Origin of the sequence: Castellaniella sp., assembly GCF_047971665.1 — a bacterium.
Taxonomy (GTDB): Bacteria; Pseudomonadota; Gammaproteobacteria; order Burkholderiales; family Burkholderiaceae_B; genus Castellaniella.
The window spans coordinates 16923-35625 of the sequence record NZ_JBKEAA010000008.1; the positions used below are offsets into that span (position 1 = coordinate 16923).

Below are 18703 nucleotides of genomic sequence, written 5' to 3' on the forward strand. Positions count from 1 at the left end.
AAAATTCCGTTTTTCATTCATCCGGGGCACGCGACACCAAGGCCTCGGGCTCGTCGGGACCGATGTCCGGAGACACGGCTGAATCCACTGCCGCCATCCCAGGCTCAACTGCCTGGGTTTCCTCGTCGGTGCGCTGCCCGCCTTGCGCCTCCTGCGCCACATCCTGGCTTGTGACCTGTTGCGCCTCGACCTGGACTTCCGTCTCTTGCGCCTCGACCTGACTGCGCGCAGCATCCGAGTCTTCCGACGCATCGAACGCCAGCACACCCAGCGCATCCGCAGAGCCTTCCTCATCAAGGGCAGGCAACTCATCCAGCGCCCGCAGGCCAAGATCCTCGAGGAAACGACGCGTCGTCCCCAGCAATGCAGGACGCCCAGGCGCATCGCGATAACCCAGGGTTTCGATCCAGCCCCGGTCCTCCAGGGTGCGGATGATCTGAGCCGAGACCGTGACACCGCGAATGTCCTCGATGTCTCCGCGCGTTACGGGCTGCCGCCATGCGATGATGGCCAGCGTTTCGAGTACGGCACGTGAGTAGCGAGGCGGTTTTTCGGGGTTCAGTCGCCCCAGGTAGCGCTGCATGTCGGGACGGCTCTGGAAGCGCCAGCCACTGGCAAGCTGCACCAGTTCGAGCCCCCTGTCCTGCCAATCGAGCTGCAAGGCAGCAAGATGGCGGCGGACGTCGTCCCCGGAAATCGTGTCCTCGAAGAGACTGCGCAGATCAGTGACCGTTAAAGGCGCATCGGCGCACAACAAGGCTGTTTCCAATACGCGCAGGATTTCCGCTTCCGTCATTTTAGCTTGAACTCCGATGGATTGCTTGCATTATTTTCGCAGACTTGCTATAGTCTTGCTTCTCAGACGCGGGGTGGAGCAGTCTGGCAGCTCGTCGGGCTCATAACCCGAAGGTCACAGGTTCAAATCCTGTCCCCGCAACCAACGATAATTGCGAAACCTCCGTAGGCCCCGCCGCGGAGGTTTTTGCATTCCCGGATCCATTCCGCAGAGATCGTCTGTTGCGCCCTCCCGCAACCAGCGGTCCCTGCGATAGCAGGTTGTCCAAAGCCTCGGCCTTCGAAAGGAAGTCGGGGTTTTTCTTGCCGGCGGCAAAGCGCAGGATCGCCCCGAGATCGCCGCGCAGGACGATGGCCAGTTCGCCGTTGTCGGGCATCAGGGTCACCTGATCGACCAGGAACCGGCAGGTCTCGGCGGCGCGGGCGCGACCGTCCTCGTCTTGCAGGTATTCGCAAAGCTGGCCGAACCTCCCAAATATCTTGTCCAAGAATCCCAAAACCTGCGACAGCCTTTCTTCACGATTCTCTCCGTGCCGCAGGCGATAGCCTGGGTCGCAGAAACTCTCGATCTGTTTCCATCACTGTTCCAATCGGCAGCGTCATGAACTGGTTCGGCCCCGTGAACAGCATCCAGCAGTCGGGACGTTCCCAAATCTCGGTGATGGTTGACCAAGGGAGCCGAGCCTCCCCAAGCTCGGATATGACCTCGAAGCCGTCATCGCGGAAAACGAATACCGCCTGGCGGGACGGCATACGGAGAAACTTTCCGACAGTATTTCGATAATGCGCGACCCACACCCCGACGATCAGGCAAGGCGGAAGCAGTACGGCGACACCGATGACGCCAATCGGCCAACCGCGTTCGCCGCTCCAGAGCAGCCATGCCAAGGCGGCGATCATCACGGCTTCGACCACCCATAGTCCTTTCTGTTCGGTGATCCCCCGCCGCCAGACGAACGCCTTGACGGCGCTTTCCAGCATTTCCCTTGTATAGGTGACCGAAGTTCTCCTGCCGTCCGCCATCACGTCCCTGCTTCTGCTTTCCGCGAGTTTACATGACCCGCGACAACTGTTCGATCACCTCACGAAATCACATCCACCTTGGCTTTCAGACTGCCGAGGTCCAATGACTGCTCACGGCGGAATGTTGCTGTGTCGACGATGGTCATAACTTGACGGGTGCGATCGTCGGGTGTCTCATTGACCCGCGAAGAACCGGCGGCGGGCGCTTGCTGAACGGGCTTGCGTGAACGGACTTGCGGCGCAACCATCAGGCCCGACCGGCCTCTCACCAACGCACAAAGAACAGCACCCAGGCCCAGCAGAACGGCAACAGACCCGCGGCCACCAGGACCACCGCACCCAAGCGGCGCATCGGCCGAGCCGTGCGCAGCCCCGCCAGCCGCCACTCGAATCGCAAGCTCCAGAACAGCGCCAGCGCCAGCAGGACAAAGCGCACGGCATTGGCCCAGCCGGTGGGAACCCCTTCGTTCTGCAACAGCGTCAGCGTGGTGGCCGACAGCCCCAGAAACACCCCCGCCCCCGCTGCCGGGATCAGACCCTGGGCGAGCTTGTGAACGCCCGCCAAGCGGCTGCGCAGCAACTGGCCGTCCGCATCCCGCACGCCCGGCGCCTCGATGACCGGCAGCGATCGATCTGCCAGCCACAGGCCGCAGAACACGGCCCCGCCCACCACGACGGTCGCGCCTGCGATGAAGAGCAGAATGATGCCGCCGTCCAGCCAGCTGAAGCTGTCGTTGACATCCGGGTAATGCGTCAGGATGAACCAGGGGGCATTGTCCGCCAGCGGCCAGTAGATGTCTCGCGTCACCAGCCAGGTGGCGGCGGACTGCTTGATCGACACGAACCAGGGACTGGCGCTCCACAGAAAGGCCCCCACGGCCAGACCCATCAGGCCAAAGACGATCAGGGCCGTCTGCCAGCCGCTGCCGGAAGCCACATGGACGATCTCAGCCTCCGGCGACCGAGGCGTCAGGGTAATGGCGCCCCGGTAGTCACTACATCGCCCACACATGTGACATTCGGCCGCGCCCTGCATGTTGCGCAGGGGCAGCAAGGGCGCGCAGTTGATGGTTTCGATCCGCCGGACGGGGGCGCGCCAGGCGGCGGCGTCCACCCGGTAGTGCCAGGGCGCGAGCTTGGCCAGCAGGTTGAACACTCCGTTGACCGGACAGAGGTATTTGCACCAGACGCGTTTTTCACGCCCGTAGAGCCAGCCGATGATCATGGCCGCCACGGTCGATCCGCCCAGCACGGCGGCAACCGCCCAGGGATATTGATACACGCTGACCAACTGGCCGTAGATGGTGGTCAGGCTGAACGCCACGAATGGCCAGCCACCCCAGCGCATCCAGCGCGGGATGGCCCGGCCCTGTCCGTGCTTGCTGGCCCATTCGGTCAGGGCGCCCTCGGGACAGAACAGACCGCACCAGACGCGCCCGAACAGCGGAATGGACACCAGCACGAACGGCCACCAGATTCCCCAGAAGGCGAATTGGGCAAAGATGGTGAGGTTGTTGAAGACAGAGGCCGTGCGATCCGGCAACGGCATGACCGCCGGCACGGCCAGCAGGACGATGTAGACGACGACGATGACCCATTGCGTCCATCGGATCGCGCGCTGATGATCACGCAGGAAATTTCCTGCGCGTGCGACACCGGACCGGAAGGAATGCGACGAAATCATGCAGCTATGTCATTACAGGTCATGAAACCAAGGCGGTATTCTCCCCGCATCCCCTGCCTCAGGCAAACCGGCGTGCTCGCATGAGCGCCATCGGCTGCCAACCACAGCTCACTCGCGCATTGCATGATGAGAACCAGGCACCGGATCGAGGCCGCGTCGTCCGCCGACAGCACCCCCGTTGCCGGACAAAGTTCCTGTCCGAAGCACGATCATGCCTGGAAGCAACGGCGCCGGCGATTGCCGGCGACACGAAAACAGCAGGTGGCGCACCGCACACATTGGTCACACAGCAGCGGTCGCCTTGCTGCGGCCTGCTGCGGCCGGCGCGGCAGCAGCACGCGATGCACGGCGCAACAGCCACGCCACGACGCACCAGTACGCCAGCCAGATCAGCAGTTGAGAGAGCGCCGGATAGTCACGATAGCCGGCGAAATCAGCCAGGATCTTGCCCAGTCCGCCTTCGGTGCTCAACAGCCAGGAGGAATCCCACACCGGATCCATCAGGGTGGGCAACACACCCAGGGAAATCAGGCGATCCAGCGCAGACACCAGCAAGGCGCCCGCCAGCAGCAGCAAGAGGATTTCGGTGAGTTTGAAGAATCGCCGCCAGGTGATGATGCGCCCGCCCAATTGCAGCACCCCGAAGGTGAGCAGTGCCGCCGCGAACCCGCCCAGGCCGGCCAGCGCCATGGCGCCGAGCCCTCCCGACGATTGAGACGACAGGACGGTGCCATACAGGAAGACCACGGTCTCGCTTCCTTCGCGCGCCACGGCGATCATGACCAGCACGAGCAGTCCCCACCAGTGATCACCGCCGATCTGCTCGGAGGCGCCCGATTCCAGCTCACGCTTGAGGCCGCGTCCATGCACGCGCATCCAGACGACCATCTGGACCACCAGGCCGCAAGCCGCAAGCGCCATCAAGGCCTGGAACCATTCCTGGCCCTCATCGGTCAGCCAGGAGGAAATCCCCAGCAACACCAGCGCCAGCGCGCCGGCCAGCAACAACCCGGCGCCCACGCCGCCCCATAGCCAGGGCAGCCCGCGCCGGCCTTCCGGCGAGGCGCGCAGCCAGGTGTACAGAATGCCGACGACCAGGAGTGCCTCGACACTTTCACGCCAGACGATGAAGGCGACTTGTTCCATGATGGGATGCGACGGTCAGGGCTTGGGTTGCACCACCAGGACGCCCTTCACCTGGGGATGGAAGTCGTCGAAGAAGGGATATTCACCCGGCCGCGACAGGGACAGCACCACGAACGAGGTCACCCCCGGCCCCAGGACCTTTTCCTTGCGCAGCGGCAGACTCTCGAATTCGACGGCCTCGGTGCTTTCGTTGACCAGGACGATCTTGAAGCGACCCGCCGTAACCTCGAGGCGGGCGGGTTCAAAGGTGCCGTCCCCCTTGAAGGTGAGCGTATGGACCGACAGGCCGGCGGCGCTGGCTGCCGACATCGGCGCCAGCCAGCCGGCCCAGACCAGCGCTGCCAGGGCGATCCAGGTCCGCATGTCAGTAGCCGCCCTTCTTGCCGGTCCCGGCATAGACGAACTCGTACTTGACCTCGAACGTCTTGAACCACGGGTCGACACGGGTTTCCTTGTCGGTGTGACGGCCGAAATGGTTGTTGGGCGCGGTCTCGGGCGAGCCGACGATGAAGGTCAGGTCGTATTTGCCCGGGCCTTCGAGTTTGACGTTGTCGCCGTAGTGCGGGCCGTCATTGGCCACCATGGGCATCAGGTTGCCCTTGAGGACCTTGTCGCTGCCCTGCTTTTGAAGCACGAACTGGATATTCAGATACGGAGCCCAGGCGCCTTCGGGCAGACCGTTCTTGTTGTCCGCCGTGGCGTGGATGTCGGCCTCGAGGTGAATGTCGGAATCCTTGGCCGGGCGCATCATGCCTTCGGGCGCCATTTCGATCGGCTGCAGATAGACCGCCGCGACTTCCAGCCCATTGAGCTCACTCGGTTCACCGATTGGATATTCGGCCGCCAGAGCGGAAGAGGCTAGGCCGACAGCGGCCAACGCGACGAACAGTTTTTTCACCATGAACGATCTCCGTGCTAGTAAGAAGAATGATTCTCGTTACTATAGCATCGAAATGCCGCCCCGGAAATTGAGATGAATCAACGAAATACGAGACGTGGCCGGGCGGAACGCCCGGCCTGTGATCACTTCTTTTTCTTCCCGCTCTCGGGCGGCTGCCCAGGAAATGGGAACGCCGAGAACATGTTGCGCGTCTGGTCCTGCATCTGATCCTGCATCTGCACGAACAGGCTGCGGCTTTGCTCGATGTAATTATTCATCATGTTCTGCAGGGCCGGAGTCTGCATGTTCATCAGCTGCGCCCAAGCCTCCGGACCGAAATGCTGCTGATACAGCCCTTGCGACTGCTCGGCCATGCGGTCCTGGATGTCCATCAGCACCTGGATGTTCTTTTCCAGGAACGTGCCCATCACCCCCTGCATGGCATGGCCATAGAACCGGATGATCTGCGCCAGCGCCTCGGCCGAGAACATGGGCACACCACCGGACTCCTCCTCGAGGATGATCTGCAGCAGGATGCTGCGGGTCAGGTCGTCGCCCGACTTGGCATCGACGACCTTGAATACCGCATTGTCCAGCACGAGCTGCTTGATGTCGGCCAGTGTGATGTAGGCACTGGACTGGGTGTCATAGAGGCGGCGGTTGGGGTATTTCTTGATCAACCGCTCAGCCTGGGGTGATGGATTTTGCCGCGTCATGATCATCCCATGTGCAGGCCGCCGTTCAGCGAGAAGTCCGCTCCGGTCGCGAAACCGGAGTCGTCGGACGCCAGCCAGGCGACGATGGAGCCGATTTCTTCCGGCGTGCCCAGGCGTTTGACCGGGATGGTGGCGACGATCTTTTCCAGGACGTCGGGACGGATCGCCCGCACCATGTCGGTGCCGATATAGCCCGGCGAGATGGTGTTGACGGTAACGCCCTTGCTGGCGACCTCCTGGGCCAGCGCCATGGTGAAGCCATGGATCCCGGCCTTGGCGGTGGAATAGTTCGTCTGGCCGAACTGGCCTTTCTGGCCGTTGACCGAACTGATGTTGATGATCCGCCCCCACTGGCGATCCACCATGTCGTCGATGACCTGCTTGGTCACGTTGAACAGGCTGTTGAGGTTGGTGTCCATGACGGCGCGCCAGTCATCCTGGTTCATCTTGCGAAAGACGCTGTCGCGCGTGATGCCCGCGTTGTTCACCAGCACGTCGACCGGGCCGAACTGCTCCTTGACCTTGATGAAGGCCTCGACGGTGGAATCCCAGTCGGACACGTTGCCGACCGAGGCGTTGAACTTGTAGCCCAGGGCGGCCTGCTCGTCCAGCCACTTGGCATGGTCCCGGCTGGGACCGCAACCGGCCACGACTGTGAAGCCATCCTTTGCGAGGCGTTGACAGATCGATGTGCCGATGCCGCCCATACCCCCCGTCACGTAAGCCAGTTTGCCACTCATGGTGCTCTCCTTTTTTCAGACTGCTTTGACTTTGACATAGCGCCCGGGTGCGGGTTCTATGGCAGGATATTTTTGGTTGCCCGGAGTACGCCGGGCGTTGCGCAATTCTCCGGAATGTCCGACCAGCCAGTCCAGCCAGTCGGGCCACCAGCTGCCCCGGGCATGCTCGGACTGATCGAGCCAGGCGTTCGGATCGCCCGGCAGGGCACTGTCATGATCCCGGTACCAGTAGCCGCGACGGCCTCGCTCCGGAGGATTGATGACCCCGGCGATATGGCCGGACTCGCCCAGCACGAAGCGCAGCGGCCCCGTCAGCAGCCGCGTCGAGGCGTACGCCGAAGTCCAGGGCACGATGTGGTCCTCGCGCGAGGCATAGAGATAGGCCGGCATGTCCAGGGCGCGCAGGTCGGCGGCCACGTCGCAGATGCGCAACTGACCGGTCTCGAGGCGGTTTTCCAGGTAGGTATTGCGGAAATACCAGGTAAAGAACGGCCCCGGCAGATTGGTGCCATCGGCATTCCAGGCCAGCAGATCGAAGGCGCGCGGGGACTCCCCCATGAGGTAGTTGGAGCCGACATAGTTCCATACCAGCTCGGCCGGCCGCAGGAACGAGAAGGTCGTGGACAGCTCGCCCGCCGTCATCAGTCCGCCGGCGCCCAGCTGCTGCTCGCGCGCGCGGGCATGCTGCTCATCGACGAAAACATTGAGAATGCCGGTTTCGCGGAAATCCAGAAAGGTCGTCAGCAGGGTCAGCGCGGCCACCGGGTCCTCGTCCCGGGCGCGGGCCACGGCCAGGGCGCTGGAAAGCAGCGTGCCTCCCACGCAAAAGCCCAGCGCATTGATCTGCGATTGGCGGGTGATGTCGCGCACGACCTGGATGGCCTGCAGCACGCCGTCCTCGACATAGTCGTCCCAGGTCTTGCGCTCGATACCGTCCTGATCCTCGGGCAGCGGGTTGCGCCAGGACACCATGAAGACCTCGAAGCCGGCCTGCACGGTGTGCTGCACCAGGGAGTTGGCCGGTTGCAAGTCAAGGATGTAGTACTTGTTGATGCAGGGCGGCACCATCAGCAGGGGCCGCTGATGGACCTTGGCGGTCTGCGGCCGGTACTGGATGATCTGCATCAGCGGGTTTTCGTAGATCACCGTCCCCGGCGTCATGGCCAGATTTTCACCGGGCATGAAGGCCGATTCGTCGGTCTGCGAGATGCGCCCCCGCGTCAGGTCACGCAAGAGATTCGTCAGCCCCCGCTGCAGGGATTCTCCCCCGCTGTCGACCGAGGCCTTGAGCGCGTCCGGATTGGACGCCAGGAAATTGCACGGCGCGGCGGCTTCGATCCACTGCATGACCGAGAACCGCAGGCGTTCGCGCGCGGCGGCATCGAGGTCGGCTGCCTGCGCCATGCGCTGCAAGGCGCCGGCCATGATGAGGTAGGCATGCGCAGAGAACAAGGCATGGGGATTGCTGGCCCAGGCATCCGATGAAAACCGGCGGTCAGCGGGCGGCGTCAGCGCCCCCTGATGAAACTGGTCCTGCAGCGACTGCCAGGCCTTGAAGAAATCTGACTGGATGGAAGCCAGTTGGGTGGAGGCGACCCTGGACGGTGTCACCCTTTGTGAAGAATTTCGATCAGCCATTCCACCCTTCCCTGTTGCGCCAAGATCCTGAAACTGCCCGGAACCATTTGTGGGTCTATTCTGTCATTCTGGTGAATTGCGTCAATTCGGGTAAGTCGCTACCCAGAACAAGCCGAATACTGCCATAGATACGGATCAAGATAGAGCAAAAAAAGTCAAAATCATGGACTTCCCGCCAGCGCCCACGAGGCCCGCCGCCATTCACGGCAGCCAGGCCAGGGTTGCCTGTCTTCCGGACCCGGGGTCGCGCCGATGAGAAAAGTAGCGGTCCGCCTGCGTCCAGGTGCACTCTCCGCTGGACGCCACGTACGAAACACCGGCCTGCCGCAACCGGGCGCCCGCCAGACCCGCCAGATCAGCCAGCCAGCGATCGCTGGCTGGCTCAGCCACAAAAAATGACGCCCAATGCGCGCGGCCCGCTCCTGCGGGGGCGGCATCGATGAATGCGGCGCGCACTTCAGGCCCGACCTGAAAGGCCCGTGACCCGATCCCCGGGCCGATCCAGGCACGCCAACGTCGCACGCCAGGCGCGCGCCGACGCATGGCATCCAACGTGTTTTCCAGCACACCGGATGCCAGTCCCCGCCAGCCCGCATGGGCCACCCCCAGGACGGTGCCATGCTCGTCGGCCAGCACCACCGGCAGACAATCGGCCGTCATGATCACCAGGGGACGGCTGCGGCGGGTCGTCACGGCGGCATCCGCGCGCGCAGGCGGGACGCCGGCCTCGCCATCCGCGAACTGCCCGCAGGCATCCGGCACACCATCCGCATCGAACACCTCCGTACCATGCACCTGTTCGAGCCAGAATGGCTCTCCTGGCAGGGCCTGTCGCAGCCGTCGCCGGTTTTCCTGAACCGCGGCGGGGTCGTCTCCGACATGCGCGCCCAGATTCAGGCTGTCGCGCGGCGGCAGGCTGACGCCGCCGATGCGCCAAGTCGAAAAATAACGCACCCCGGTCCAGGGCGCGCCGGTCACCCCCTGTATGCCCGGAGCAGGCTCAAGCGTGATCGCTGTCATCGTTTTCCCATCGAATGCCGTCAAGCACACGGCAGAAATCATCCGGCGGCTCCGCCGTAAACGCGCAGGGTCGTCCGGTGACGGGATCGTCGAAACCCAGCACGCGGGCATGCAGCATCTGGCGCCCGGCGCCGGCCTCCAGTCGGCCACCGTACAGCGGATCGCCCAGCAGGGGATGCCGCAGACGCGCCATGTGGACACGGATCTGGTGTGTGCGGCCGGTCTCGAGACGGCACAGGACACGGGACACGGCAATCCTGCCGGCATGACCGACCCCCAAGGATTCGTAATGGGTGATCGCCGGCTTGGGCGCCACTGGTCGATCGGCGCTCATGCGCACCGGTACCCGGGCATCGCGGCCGATGGGCGCGTCCACGGTTCCGCGCCCCGGCAAGACGCCATGCACCAGCGCACAATACTCGCGCCGTACCGTGCGCGCCTGGAGCTGACGTACCAATTGCGTTTGCGCGGTTTCGGTGCGGGCCACGACCAGCAGACCGGAAGTGTCCTTGTCCAGCCGGTGGACGATACCTGCCCGCGCCACGCGGGCCAGTTCGGGATAGCGGAACAGCAGGCCGTTGAGCAACGTGCCATGCCAGTTGCCCGCGCCCGGATGGGTCACCAGGCCGGCAGGCTTGTCCACCACGATCCAGTCCGCCGCATCGGCGACGACGCGGAAAGGAACATCCTCAGGGACAAAGGCCAGATCCTCGGGCGCCTGCTGGGGCCAGACGTGGATCAGGGCGCCGGGTCCAACCCGGGTGCGCACCTTGCCCGGCGCGCCATCGACCTCGACATGACCCGCCTCGATCCAGGACTGCAAACGACTGCGGGAATGCTGCGGCATCAGGCCGGCAAGAACCTTATCCAGCCGATCCGGCAGGACGTCGAGCGGCAGTTGAAAAACCTCGGGCGCGTCGGGTTCGGTGTCTTCTGAGGCGATATCCGTGTACGGCATGGCGACAAATCATATAATCTGCCGACAATGCTAACACCTTGACCAAGGATGCCCCGTGGCCGCGCATGCCTCCGTTTCCTCCAAAATCCTGTCAACCCATCTCCGGCTGGTCCTGGCCTGCCTGTGCCTGACGCTGGTAGCAGGCTGCAGCTCGACCAAGAGCAATGTCGACCCGACAGCCGGCTGGAGCGCGGAGCGCCTCTACAGCCAGGCCCGCTCGGAAATGAGCTCGGGCAACTGGTCCGAAGCCCGCAAGAACCTGGAAGCGCTGGAAGCCCGCTACCCCTTTGGCATCTACGCGCAGCAGTCCCTGATCGACCAGGCCTACATCAACTGGAAGGACGAGGAACCCGAGCAGGCCCAGGCGACGATCGACCGCTTCATGCAGCAATATCCGAACCATCCCGGCACGGACTATATGCTGTACCTGAAGGGCATGATCTCCTTCACCCCCCCCAGTGCCATCCTGTCGGGATTCACGCGCCAGGATCCCAGCGAACGCGACCCCAAGGGACTGCGTCAGTCCTACGAGGCCTTCAACGAACTGATCCGGCGTTATCCCGACAGCCGCTACACGCCCGATGCCCGCTTGCGCGCCGCCTGGCTGGTGAACACGATCGCCGAGAACGAGGTCCACATCGCCGAGTACTACTATAAGCGTGGCGCCTACGTGGCCGCCACCAATCGCGCCCAGACCGTGGTCACCGACTTCGAAGGCGCACCCATCGCGGAAAAGGCCCTCTACCTGATGATGCTCAGCTACGACAAGTTGAATCTGCCCAAGCTGCGTGACGACGCCAAGCGCGTGCTCGACAGCAATTTCCCCAACAGCAAATACTACGAGCAAGGGCTGGATGAGCCCTCCAGCGCCTGGAATCCGATCAACTGGTTCTAGCGTTTTTTCGGGGGCCCCGCCCCCATCAGGCCAGGCGCTGACGTCCCGCCGCGTCAGGCCTCGGCGGCGTCTTCTGCCGCCGGCGCTTGTCTTGCGGGCGGATTTCTCATGAAATCCAGCGCCACCTCGGCATCCCGGGTGCGCGCAAAAGGCGGCAGCCCCTGCCACAACAGCCGCCCGTAGGGCTTGTCCACCAGCCGCCCGTCGCCCACGACCAGCACACCCCAGTCGGTCTCGGACCGGATCAGGCGTCCCGCGCCTTGCTTGAGCAGCAGCGCCGCCTGCGGCAACTGGTATTCCATGAAGGGATTGCCGCCTTCGGCCCGGCAGACGTTCAGGCGCGCCTCCAGGACCGGATCATCGGGCGGCGCAAATGGCAGCTTGTCGATCGCCACCAGGGTGAGCGCATCGCCTGGCACATCGATGCCTTCCCAGAAACTGGTGCTGCCCACCAGCACCGCATTGCCGGCCGAGCGGAAACGCTCCAACAGCACACCGCGCGAAGCCTCCCCCTGGCGCATCACAGGCCGGTCCGAGGCCAGCATGCCGCGCAACAAGGCGTCGGCCACCCGGTCGACCGCGCGCAGGGTGGTGCACAGTACCAGCACTCCGCCTTCACAAGCATCCACCAGCGGCAGCAGGGCGCACGCAAAGGCGTCCGTGAAACCAGGATCGTTCGGCCATGGCAGGGACCTGGGCACATACAGCAGACCCTGCGCCGGATAATCGAAAGGCGACACCCAACTGCGCGTCGCGGCGCTGCCCAGCCCGAGCTGGCGCTGAAAATGCTGAAAATCGCCCCGCACCGACAAAGTAGCCGAAGTCAGCACCCAGGATTGTCCGGGCCGCCGGAATCCTGAAAAGATCCGCGCCACCGACAAAGGCGCCCGCTGCAGCCGGACCGAATGCGCGCTGTGCTCGATCCAGCGCACGGCCGCCTGATCCTCTGCCGCACCGGCCTCCCTCTGTGCCACATCCGCTGGCTGCCCGACGAAACCGGGGACATCCTCCACCACCGGTTCGCCCCGGCCAGGATGCGCCCACTGCCACAACCGGGCGCGCAAGGTGCGGGCCGTGCGGGCCGCAGCGGCGAGATCCGGATGACGCTCCTCCTGGGTGCCCAGGGATTCGGCGAGGCCATCCAGGGCTTGCGCCAGCCGGTCCAGAGATTGGTCGAAGGCCTCCGTCTCAGGGATCTGTTCGAAGGTTGCGCGGCCACCCGGCAACCGGCCGACGGGCGCACTGACCAGACGCAAGTCGCGCGCCGCCGCATCCAGGGCCTGGCACAACTCACTCCAGCGGACGGTCTCGCGGGCGTGCGCCAGCCCGGCCGCCTCGGCCTGGCGGGCGCAGTCCAGCACCTGATGCAGCGACAGGCTCTGTCCCAGGAAACGGGTGGCCGTATCGGGCAGCTGGTGCGCCTCATCGAAAACCACCAGTCGGGTTTCCGGCAACAGGTCGGTGATGCCCTCTTCGCGCAGCGCCAGATCCGCCATGAACAGCGCATGGTTGACCACCACCACGTCGGCCTCCTGAGCATGACGCCGGGCCTTCAGCAGAAAACAGTCACGTACATAGGGACAGTCCTGACCCAGACAATTGTCACGGGTCGAAGTCACCCGGTTCCAGATATCGGCGGTTTCCGGCACTTCGGGCAGATCCGCCCGGTCACCGCTGCCGCTTTCCCGCGTGAAGCGGCGAATGGCGCGCAACTGGGTGATTTCATCGCGCGATTTCAGGGCGCGCTCGTCCTGCTCCAGGCGCTCCAGGTGATAGTGACAGACATAATTGCTGCGGCCCTTGAGCAGCGCAACGTCCACCGGCAGCGCCAGCGCGGCGCGCAGCCGCGGGATGTCGCGCCTGAACAGCTGATCCTGCAGCGTCCGGGTGCCAGTGGAAACCAACACCTTGCCACCCGACAGGAAGGCGGGCGCCAGATAGGCCCAGGTCTTGCCTGTCCCCGTACCGGCTTCGGCGATCAGCACACTGCCGCCGTCCAGCGCGTCGCGGATGGCCTCGGACAGCTCGAGCTGGGCCGCGCGCGGCACATAACCCGGCAATTGGCGGGCCAGCGGGCCATCGGGACCGAAAAGGTCGGCAAGATCGTCGGAAAACATGAGGCGGGGCACGGCGTGGAGGCGAATCAACTACAGGATGATACGCCAGACATCCCTGCCAGACGGGACAGATATGGCAAAATGCGCCGCTTGTACCGGTAATCCGTAATGCTCATGACCACGACCCATCCCGACGCACTGAACCACGCTGTTGATCCCGCCCGCATCCTGCGGCTGCTGACGGCCGAACTCGATGCCCGCCCCGCGCAGGTTGCCGCCGCGGTGGATCTGCTCGATTCCGGCGCCACTGTGCCCTTCATCGCCCGTTATCGCAAGGAAGCCACCGGCGGGCTGGACGACACGGTGCTGCGCCAGCTGGAAGTCCGGCTGCTCTATATCCGCGAGCTGGAAGGCCGCCGTGTGGCGATCCTGGATTCCATCGCCGGTCAGGGCAAGCTCGACGAGACCCTGCGGACGCAAATCCTGGAAGCCGACAGCAAGCAGCGACTGGAGGATCTGTACGCTCCCTACAAGCCAAAGCGGCGCACACGCGCCCAGATCGCCCGCGAGGCCGGGCTGGAGCCCCTGGCCGATGCCCTGCTGGCCGATCCGGCCGCCGAGCCCGAAACGCTGGCGGCCGCCTACCTCAATGCCGAAGCCGGTTTCGGGGACGCGCGCGCCGCCCTGAACGGCGCGCGCGACATTCTGGCCGAGCGCTTCGCCGAAGACGCCACGCTGCTGGACACACTGCGCACGGAACTCTGGAACAGCGGGCGGATTTATGCCCGGGTCGTGGCGGGCAAGGAAACCGAAGGCGCGAATTTCCGCGACTGGTTCGACTTCAGTGAGGCCCTGCGCACCCTGCCCTCGCATCGCATTCTGGCCCTGCTGCGGGGGCGGCAGCAAGGCGTGCTGGATCTGCGCCTGGGACTGGACCCCGAACGCGAGGAGGAGACCCCTCACCCCTTTGTCGCGCGCGTGGCCGACCTCCTGGATCTGGATGCCCGCTTCGATGCCCGCGCCACACCTCGCCAGCACTGGCTGTCCGAGGTCTGCCGCTGGACCTGGCGGGTCAAGCTGCTGACCAGCTTCGAGACGGAGCTGATCGGACGGCTGCGGGAAACCGCAGAAGCCGAGGCGATCCGCGTCTTCACCGCCAATCTCAAGGACCTGCTGCTGGCCGCCCCGGCCGGCCCAAAAGCCGTGCTGGGGCTGGACCCCGGCATCCGCACGGGGGTCAAGGTCGCCGCCATCGACTCCACTGGCAAGCTGCTCGAGACCGCCACGATCTACCCCTTCGAACCACGCCGAGATCTGGAAGGCAGCCTGCGGACCCTGGCCACACTGGTCGCACGCCACAAGATCGATCTGGTCGCCATCGGCAATGGCACCGCCTCGCGCGAAACCGAGCGCCTGGCCGCCACGCTGCGCGAACGTCATCCCGAACTGGCATTCGAGCGCGTCGTCGTGTCCGAGGCCGGCGCCTCGGTCTATTCGGCCTCCGAACTGGCTGCCCAGGAATTCCCCGAACTGGATGTCAGCCTGCGCGGCGCGGTCTCCATCGCCCGCCGATTGCAGGATCCGCTGGCCGAGCTGGTGAAGATCGAACCCAAAGCCATCGGCGTGGGCCAGTACCAGCATGACGTCAACCAGCGTGAACTGGCCCGTTCCCTGGACGCGGTGGTCGAGGACTGCGTCAATGCCGTCGGCGTAGATGTGAACACGGCCTCGGCGCCGCTGCTGACACGCGTGTCCGGCCTGAACCAGTCCCTGGCGCGCAACATCGTCCAGTGGCGCGAGGCGCACGGCGCTTTCCTCAACCGCAAGGCGCTGCGCGATGTGCCCCGTTTTGGCAACAAGGCCTTCGAACAGGCCGCCGGATTCCTGCGCATCCCCGGGTCCGACAACCCGCTGGACGCCTCTGCGGTGCATCCCGAGGCCTACCCCGTGGTCGAACGGATTCTGCAAAAAGCCGGTCAGCCGGCCTCGGCGGTGATGGGCAACGTCCGGTCGCTCGAAGGACTGTCCCCGGCCGACTTCACCGACGAGCGCTTCGGCCTGCCCACGGTGCGCGACATCTTCGCGGAACTGGAAAAACCGGGCCGCGACCCTCGCCCGGAATTCAAGACGGCACGCTTCAAGGAAGGCATCAACGACATCAAGGACCTGACGCCAGGCATGGTCCTGGAGGGCGTGGTCAGCAACGTCGCCAATTTCGGCGCGTTCGTGGATATCGGCGTGCATCAGGACGGCCTGGTGCATGTTTCCGCCCTGGCCGACCGGTTCGTCAAGGATCCGCGCGACGTAGTGCGGGTCGGTCAGACCGTCCAGGTGCGAGTGCTGGAAGTCGATGTGGCGCGCAAGCGCATTGCGCTGAGCATGCGCAAGGACGATCCGGAACCGCGCCCGGCATCCGGAGCGGGCGCCGCGCGACCGGGCGGCCGGGCCGGTCAACGCGGCGGTCGGCCCGACAGGCAGGCCGCTCCCCAGGGCGCCATGGCCGAGGCCTTTGCGCGACTGAAGTCATCAAAGAACTGAGGATCAGGCACCGGGGGCGCGCGCACCCGGACAGCCGGACTCTCACGCGGCCCCCGTCCTGCGCGCGCGTCCGGCATGAAACTCAAATCACGCCGTCCACCCGCAGGGCCTCGATGTCCTCAGCCGCCAGCCCCAGGACCTGCGTCAGCACCTCGTCGGTATGCGCCCCCAGCGAGGGCGGTGGCAGACGATAGTCCACCGGCGTCTCCGACAGGCGGATCGGACTGGCCACCAGCGGCACTCTGCCGGTTTCCGGATGCGGCATCTCGATACGCAGGCCGCGCGCGCGCACCTGGGCATCGTCGAAGACCTGCTCGACCGCATTGATCGGACCGCAGGGCACGGCGCGGGTTTCCAGCGCGGCCACCCAGGCGGCAGTGGTGCGGGCCGTGGTCAGATGCCGCAGAATGGGAATCAGCGTGTCGCGATGCTCCACGCGCGCCCGGTTGGTGGCATAGCGGTCGTCCCGCGCCAGATCCGGCCGGCCGGCTTCCTCGCAAAAACGGGCGAATTGCCCATCATTGCCGATGGCCAGAATCATGTAGCCATCGGCGGTGGGAAAGTCCTGATACGGCACGATACTGGGATGGGCATTGCCCAACCGCGCCGGACTGACGCCGGTCGCCAGATAATTCATGGCCTGATTCGCCAGACTGGCGACCTGCACGTCCAGCAGCGCCATGTCCAGATGCTGCCCCGCCCCCGTCCGCTCGCGCGCCGCCAGGGCGGCCTGAATGGCGTTGGCCGCATACAGGCCCGTCAGGATGTCGGTCAGCGCCACGCCCGCCTTGATCGGCCCTTCACCTGGCTCGCCATCGGGCCGGCCGGTGACGCTCATCAACCCGCCCAGCCCTTGAATCAGAAAATCGTAGCCCGCCCGCGCCGCGTACGGTCCGGTCTGTCCGAACCCCGTGATGGAGCAATACACCAGCCGCGGATTGAGCGCATGCAGACTGTCATAGTCCAGCCCGTAGCGTGCCAGCCCGCCCGCCTTGAAATTCTCGACCAGCACGTCGGACTCGCAGGCCAGACGCCTGATCAGCGCCTGTCCTTGCTCACTGGCCATATCGACGGTCACCGAGCGCTTGTTGCGGTTGGCGCACAGATAATAGGCCGCAACACGCGATTCACCTCCCTGGTCATCGGGCATCCAGGGCGGCCCCCAGCCGCGCGTGTCGTCACCTTCGCCCGGACGCTCGATCTTGATCACGTCCGCCCCCAGGTCCCCCAGGATCTGCGTGGCCCAGGGGCCGGCGAGGATGCGCGACAGGTCCAGAACACGGATATGCGACAGCGCGCCACGCGGCGCGGCATCCGACCCGGCGGTTGGATACGCCATGGCCGGGCCCTAGTTGGCGAAAGCGGCGATGCCGGTGATGGCCCGCCCCAGGATCAGCGCATGCACATCATGCGTGCCTTCATAGGTATTGACGACTTCGAGGTTGACCAGATGGCGGGCGATGCAGAATTCGTCCGAAATACCGTTGCCACCCAGCATGTCGCGTGCCGTGCGGGCGATGTCCAGGGCCTTGCCGCAGGAATTGCGCTTGATGATGGAGGTGATCTCCACCGGTGCCTGGCCTTCGTCTTTCAGGTGCCCGACCCGCAGCACCGACTGCAGGCCCAGGGTGATCTCGGTCAGCATGTCGGCCAGTTTTCTCTGAATCAGCTGATTGGCGGCCAGCGGGCGGCCGAATTGCTTGCGGTCCAGCACATACTGACGCGCCGTCTCGTAGCAGGCCTCGGCCGCGCCCAGCGCGCCCCAGGCAATGCCGTAGCGCGCCGAATTCAGGCAGGTGAAGGGCCCCTTGAGGCCCCGCACCTCGGGGAAGGCGTTTTCTTCCGGTACAAAGACCTCGTCCAGGACGATCTCGCCCGTGATCGAGGCGCGCAGGCCGACCTTGCCGTGGATCGCCGGCGCCGACAGGCCCTTCCAGCCCTTTTCCAGGATGAAGCCACGGATATCGCCGGCCTCGTCCTTGGCCCAGACCACGAACACATCCGCGATCGGGCTGTTGGTGATCCAGGTCTTGGCGCCCGTCAGGCTGTAGCCGCCCGGGACCTTTTTCGCCCGCGTGGCCATGGAGCCGGGGTCCGACCCATGGTCGGGCTCGGTCAGGCCGAAGCAGCCGATCCATTCGCCCGAGGCCAGTTTCGGCAAGTATTTTTCCTTTTGCGCCTCGGTACCGAAAGCGTTGATGGGCACCATGACCAGGGAACTCTGCACGCTCATCATCGAGCGATAGCCCGAATCCACCCGCTCGACCTCGCGGGCGATCAGCCCATAGCAGACATAGTTCATGCCCGCGCCGCCGTATTGTTCCGGAATCGTGGCGCCCAGCAGGCCCAGCTCACCCATTTCGCGGAAGATGGACGGATCGGTCTTTTCGTGGCGGAAAGCCTCCTGGACGCGCGGCTGCAGCCGATCCTGGGCATAGGCGCGGGCAGCATCGCGCACCATGCGCTCGGTGTCGATCAACTGTTGGTCCAGCAGCAGGGGATCGAGCCATTGGAACTGAGAACGGGCAGCGGACATCGTGAGGTCTCCGGAAAGTCGAATATGGGATCAACGTGATCATTAGTGATATCCACGCATCCTAACGAGATATCCTC

16 protein-coding genes and 1 tRNA gene are annotated in these 18703 nt (G+C 64.7%); 3 read left to right on the forward strand and 14 right to left on the reverse strand.

The features are described from left to right. Positions 1–13 precede the first annotated feature (13 nt). A complete protein-coding gene (gene scpB, locus ACK5JE_RS01920; protein ID WP_416800029.1) occupies positions 14–796 on the reverse strand; it encodes an SMC-Scp complex subunit ScpB in 783 nt (260 codons plus the stop codon). Positions 797–863: 67 nt separating this feature from the next. Here scpB and ACK5JE_RS01925 point away from each other — a divergent pair. Beyond that, positions 864–940 (forward strand) — tRNA-Met (locus ACK5JE_RS01925). Positions 941–1311: 371 nt separating this feature from the next. On the opposite strand, the gene ACK5JE_RS01930 is transcribed toward ACK5JE_RS01925, so the two are convergent. The 10 genes from ACK5JE_RS01930 to ACK5JE_RS01975 form a co-directional block, all read right to left on the reverse strand. Continuing rightward, positions 1312–1818, reverse strand: a complete 507-nt coding sequence (locus ACK5JE_RS01930) for a YcxB family protein (RefSeq protein WP_416800098.1) — start codon at positions 1816–1818, stop codon at positions 1312–1314. Positions 1819–2083: 265 nt separating this feature from the next. Further along, on the reverse strand, positions 2084–3502 hold the full coding sequence (locus tag ACK5JE_RS01935) for a 4Fe-4S binding protein (RefSeq protein WP_416800030.1): 1419 nt from the start codon (positions 3500–3502) through the stop codon (positions 2084–2086). 282 nt (positions 3503–3784) lie between these two features. Continuing rightward, on the reverse strand, positions 3785–4648 hold the full coding sequence (locus ACK5JE_RS01940; protein ID WP_416800031.1) for an FTR1 family iron permease: 864 nt from the start codon (positions 4646–4648) through the stop codon (positions 3785–3787). A 15-nt stretch (positions 4649–4663) separates the two neighbouring features. Beyond that, complete coding sequence (locus tag ACK5JE_RS01945) at positions 4664–5011, reverse strand: cupredoxin domain-containing protein (RefSeq protein WP_416800032.1); 348 nt, start codon at positions 5009–5011, stop codon at positions 4664–4666. A 1-nt stretch (position 5012) separates the two neighbouring features. Further along, on the reverse strand, positions 5013–5549 hold the full coding sequence (locus ACK5JE_RS01950; protein WP_416800033.1) for an iron transporter: 537 nt from the start codon (positions 5547–5549) through the stop codon (positions 5013–5015). A gap of 122 nt (positions 5550–5671) precedes the next feature. Next, on the reverse strand, positions 5672–6244 hold the full coding sequence (phaR, locus tag ACK5JE_RS01955) for a polyhydroxyalkanoate synthesis repressor PhaR (RefSeq protein WP_416800034.1): 573 nt from the start codon (positions 6242–6244) through the stop codon (positions 5672–5674). A 2-nt stretch (positions 6245–6246) separates the two neighbouring features. Beyond that, on the reverse strand, positions 6247–6984 hold the full coding sequence (locus ACK5JE_RS01960) for a 3-ketoacyl-ACP reductase (RefSeq protein ID WP_416800035.1): 738 nt from the start codon (positions 6982–6984) through the stop codon (positions 6247–6249). A gap of 15 nt (positions 6985–6999) precedes the next feature. Then, complete coding sequence (locus tag ACK5JE_RS01965) at positions 7000–8622, reverse strand: PHA/PHB synthase family protein (RefSeq protein WP_416800036.1); 1623 nt, start codon at positions 8620–8622, stop codon at positions 7000–7002. A gap of 201 nt (positions 8623–8823) precedes the next feature. Then, entirely contained in the window at positions 8824–9642 is an 819-nt protein-coding gene (gene pgeF / locus ACK5JE_RS01970; RefSeq protein WP_416800037.1) for a peptidoglycan editing factor PgeF, read from the reverse strand. After that, positions 9623–10600 carry an RluA family pseudouridine synthase gene (locus ACK5JE_RS01975; RefSeq protein WP_416800038.1) on the reverse strand — a complete coding sequence of 326 codons (978 nt, stop codon included), beginning with the start codon at positions 10598–10600 and terminating at the stop codon, positions 9623–9625. Before ACK5JE_RS01975 ends, pgeF begins: the two co-directional genes overlap by 20 nt. A gap of 55 nt (positions 10601–10655) precedes the next feature. On the opposite strand from ACK5JE_RS01975, the gene ACK5JE_RS01980 reads away from it, so the two are divergent. Next, complete coding sequence (locus tag ACK5JE_RS01980; RefSeq protein WP_416800039.1) at positions 10656–11495, forward strand: outer membrane protein assembly factor BamD; 840 nt, start codon at positions 10656–10658, stop codon at positions 11493–11495. Positions 11496–11548: 53 nt separating this feature from the next. Here ACK5JE_RS01980 and ACK5JE_RS01985 read toward each other — a convergent pair whose 3' ends face one another. After that, complete coding sequence (locus tag ACK5JE_RS01985) at positions 11549–13612, reverse strand: ATP-dependent DNA helicase (protein ID WP_416800040.1); 2064 nt, start codon at positions 13610–13612, stop codon at positions 11549–11551. 114 nt (positions 13613–13726) lie between these two features. Here ACK5JE_RS01985 and ACK5JE_RS01990 point away from each other — a divergent pair, with 114 nt between their 5' ends. Beyond that, on the forward strand, positions 13727–16090 hold the full coding sequence (locus tag ACK5JE_RS01990; RefSeq protein WP_416800041.1) for a Tex family protein: 2364 nt from the start codon (positions 13727–13729) through the stop codon (positions 16088–16090). An 82-nt stretch (positions 16091–16172) separates the two neighbouring features. Here ACK5JE_RS01990 and ACK5JE_RS01995 read toward each other — a convergent pair whose 3' ends face one another. Both ACK5JE_RS01995 and ACK5JE_RS02000 read right to left on the reverse strand, forming a co-directional pair. Further along, positions 16173–17429 (reverse strand): CaiB/BaiF CoA transferase family protein, encoded by a 1257-nt coding sequence (locus ACK5JE_RS01995; protein ID WP_416800042.1) that lies wholly within the window; start codon positions 17427–17429, stop codon positions 16173–16175. 9 nt (positions 17430–17438) lie between these two features. Next, positions 17439–18626 (reverse strand): acyl-CoA dehydrogenase, encoded by a 1188-nt coding sequence (locus ACK5JE_RS02000; RefSeq protein ID WP_416800043.1) that lies wholly within the window; start codon positions 18624–18626, stop codon positions 17439–17441. Positions 18627–18703: the final 77 nt, after the last annotated feature.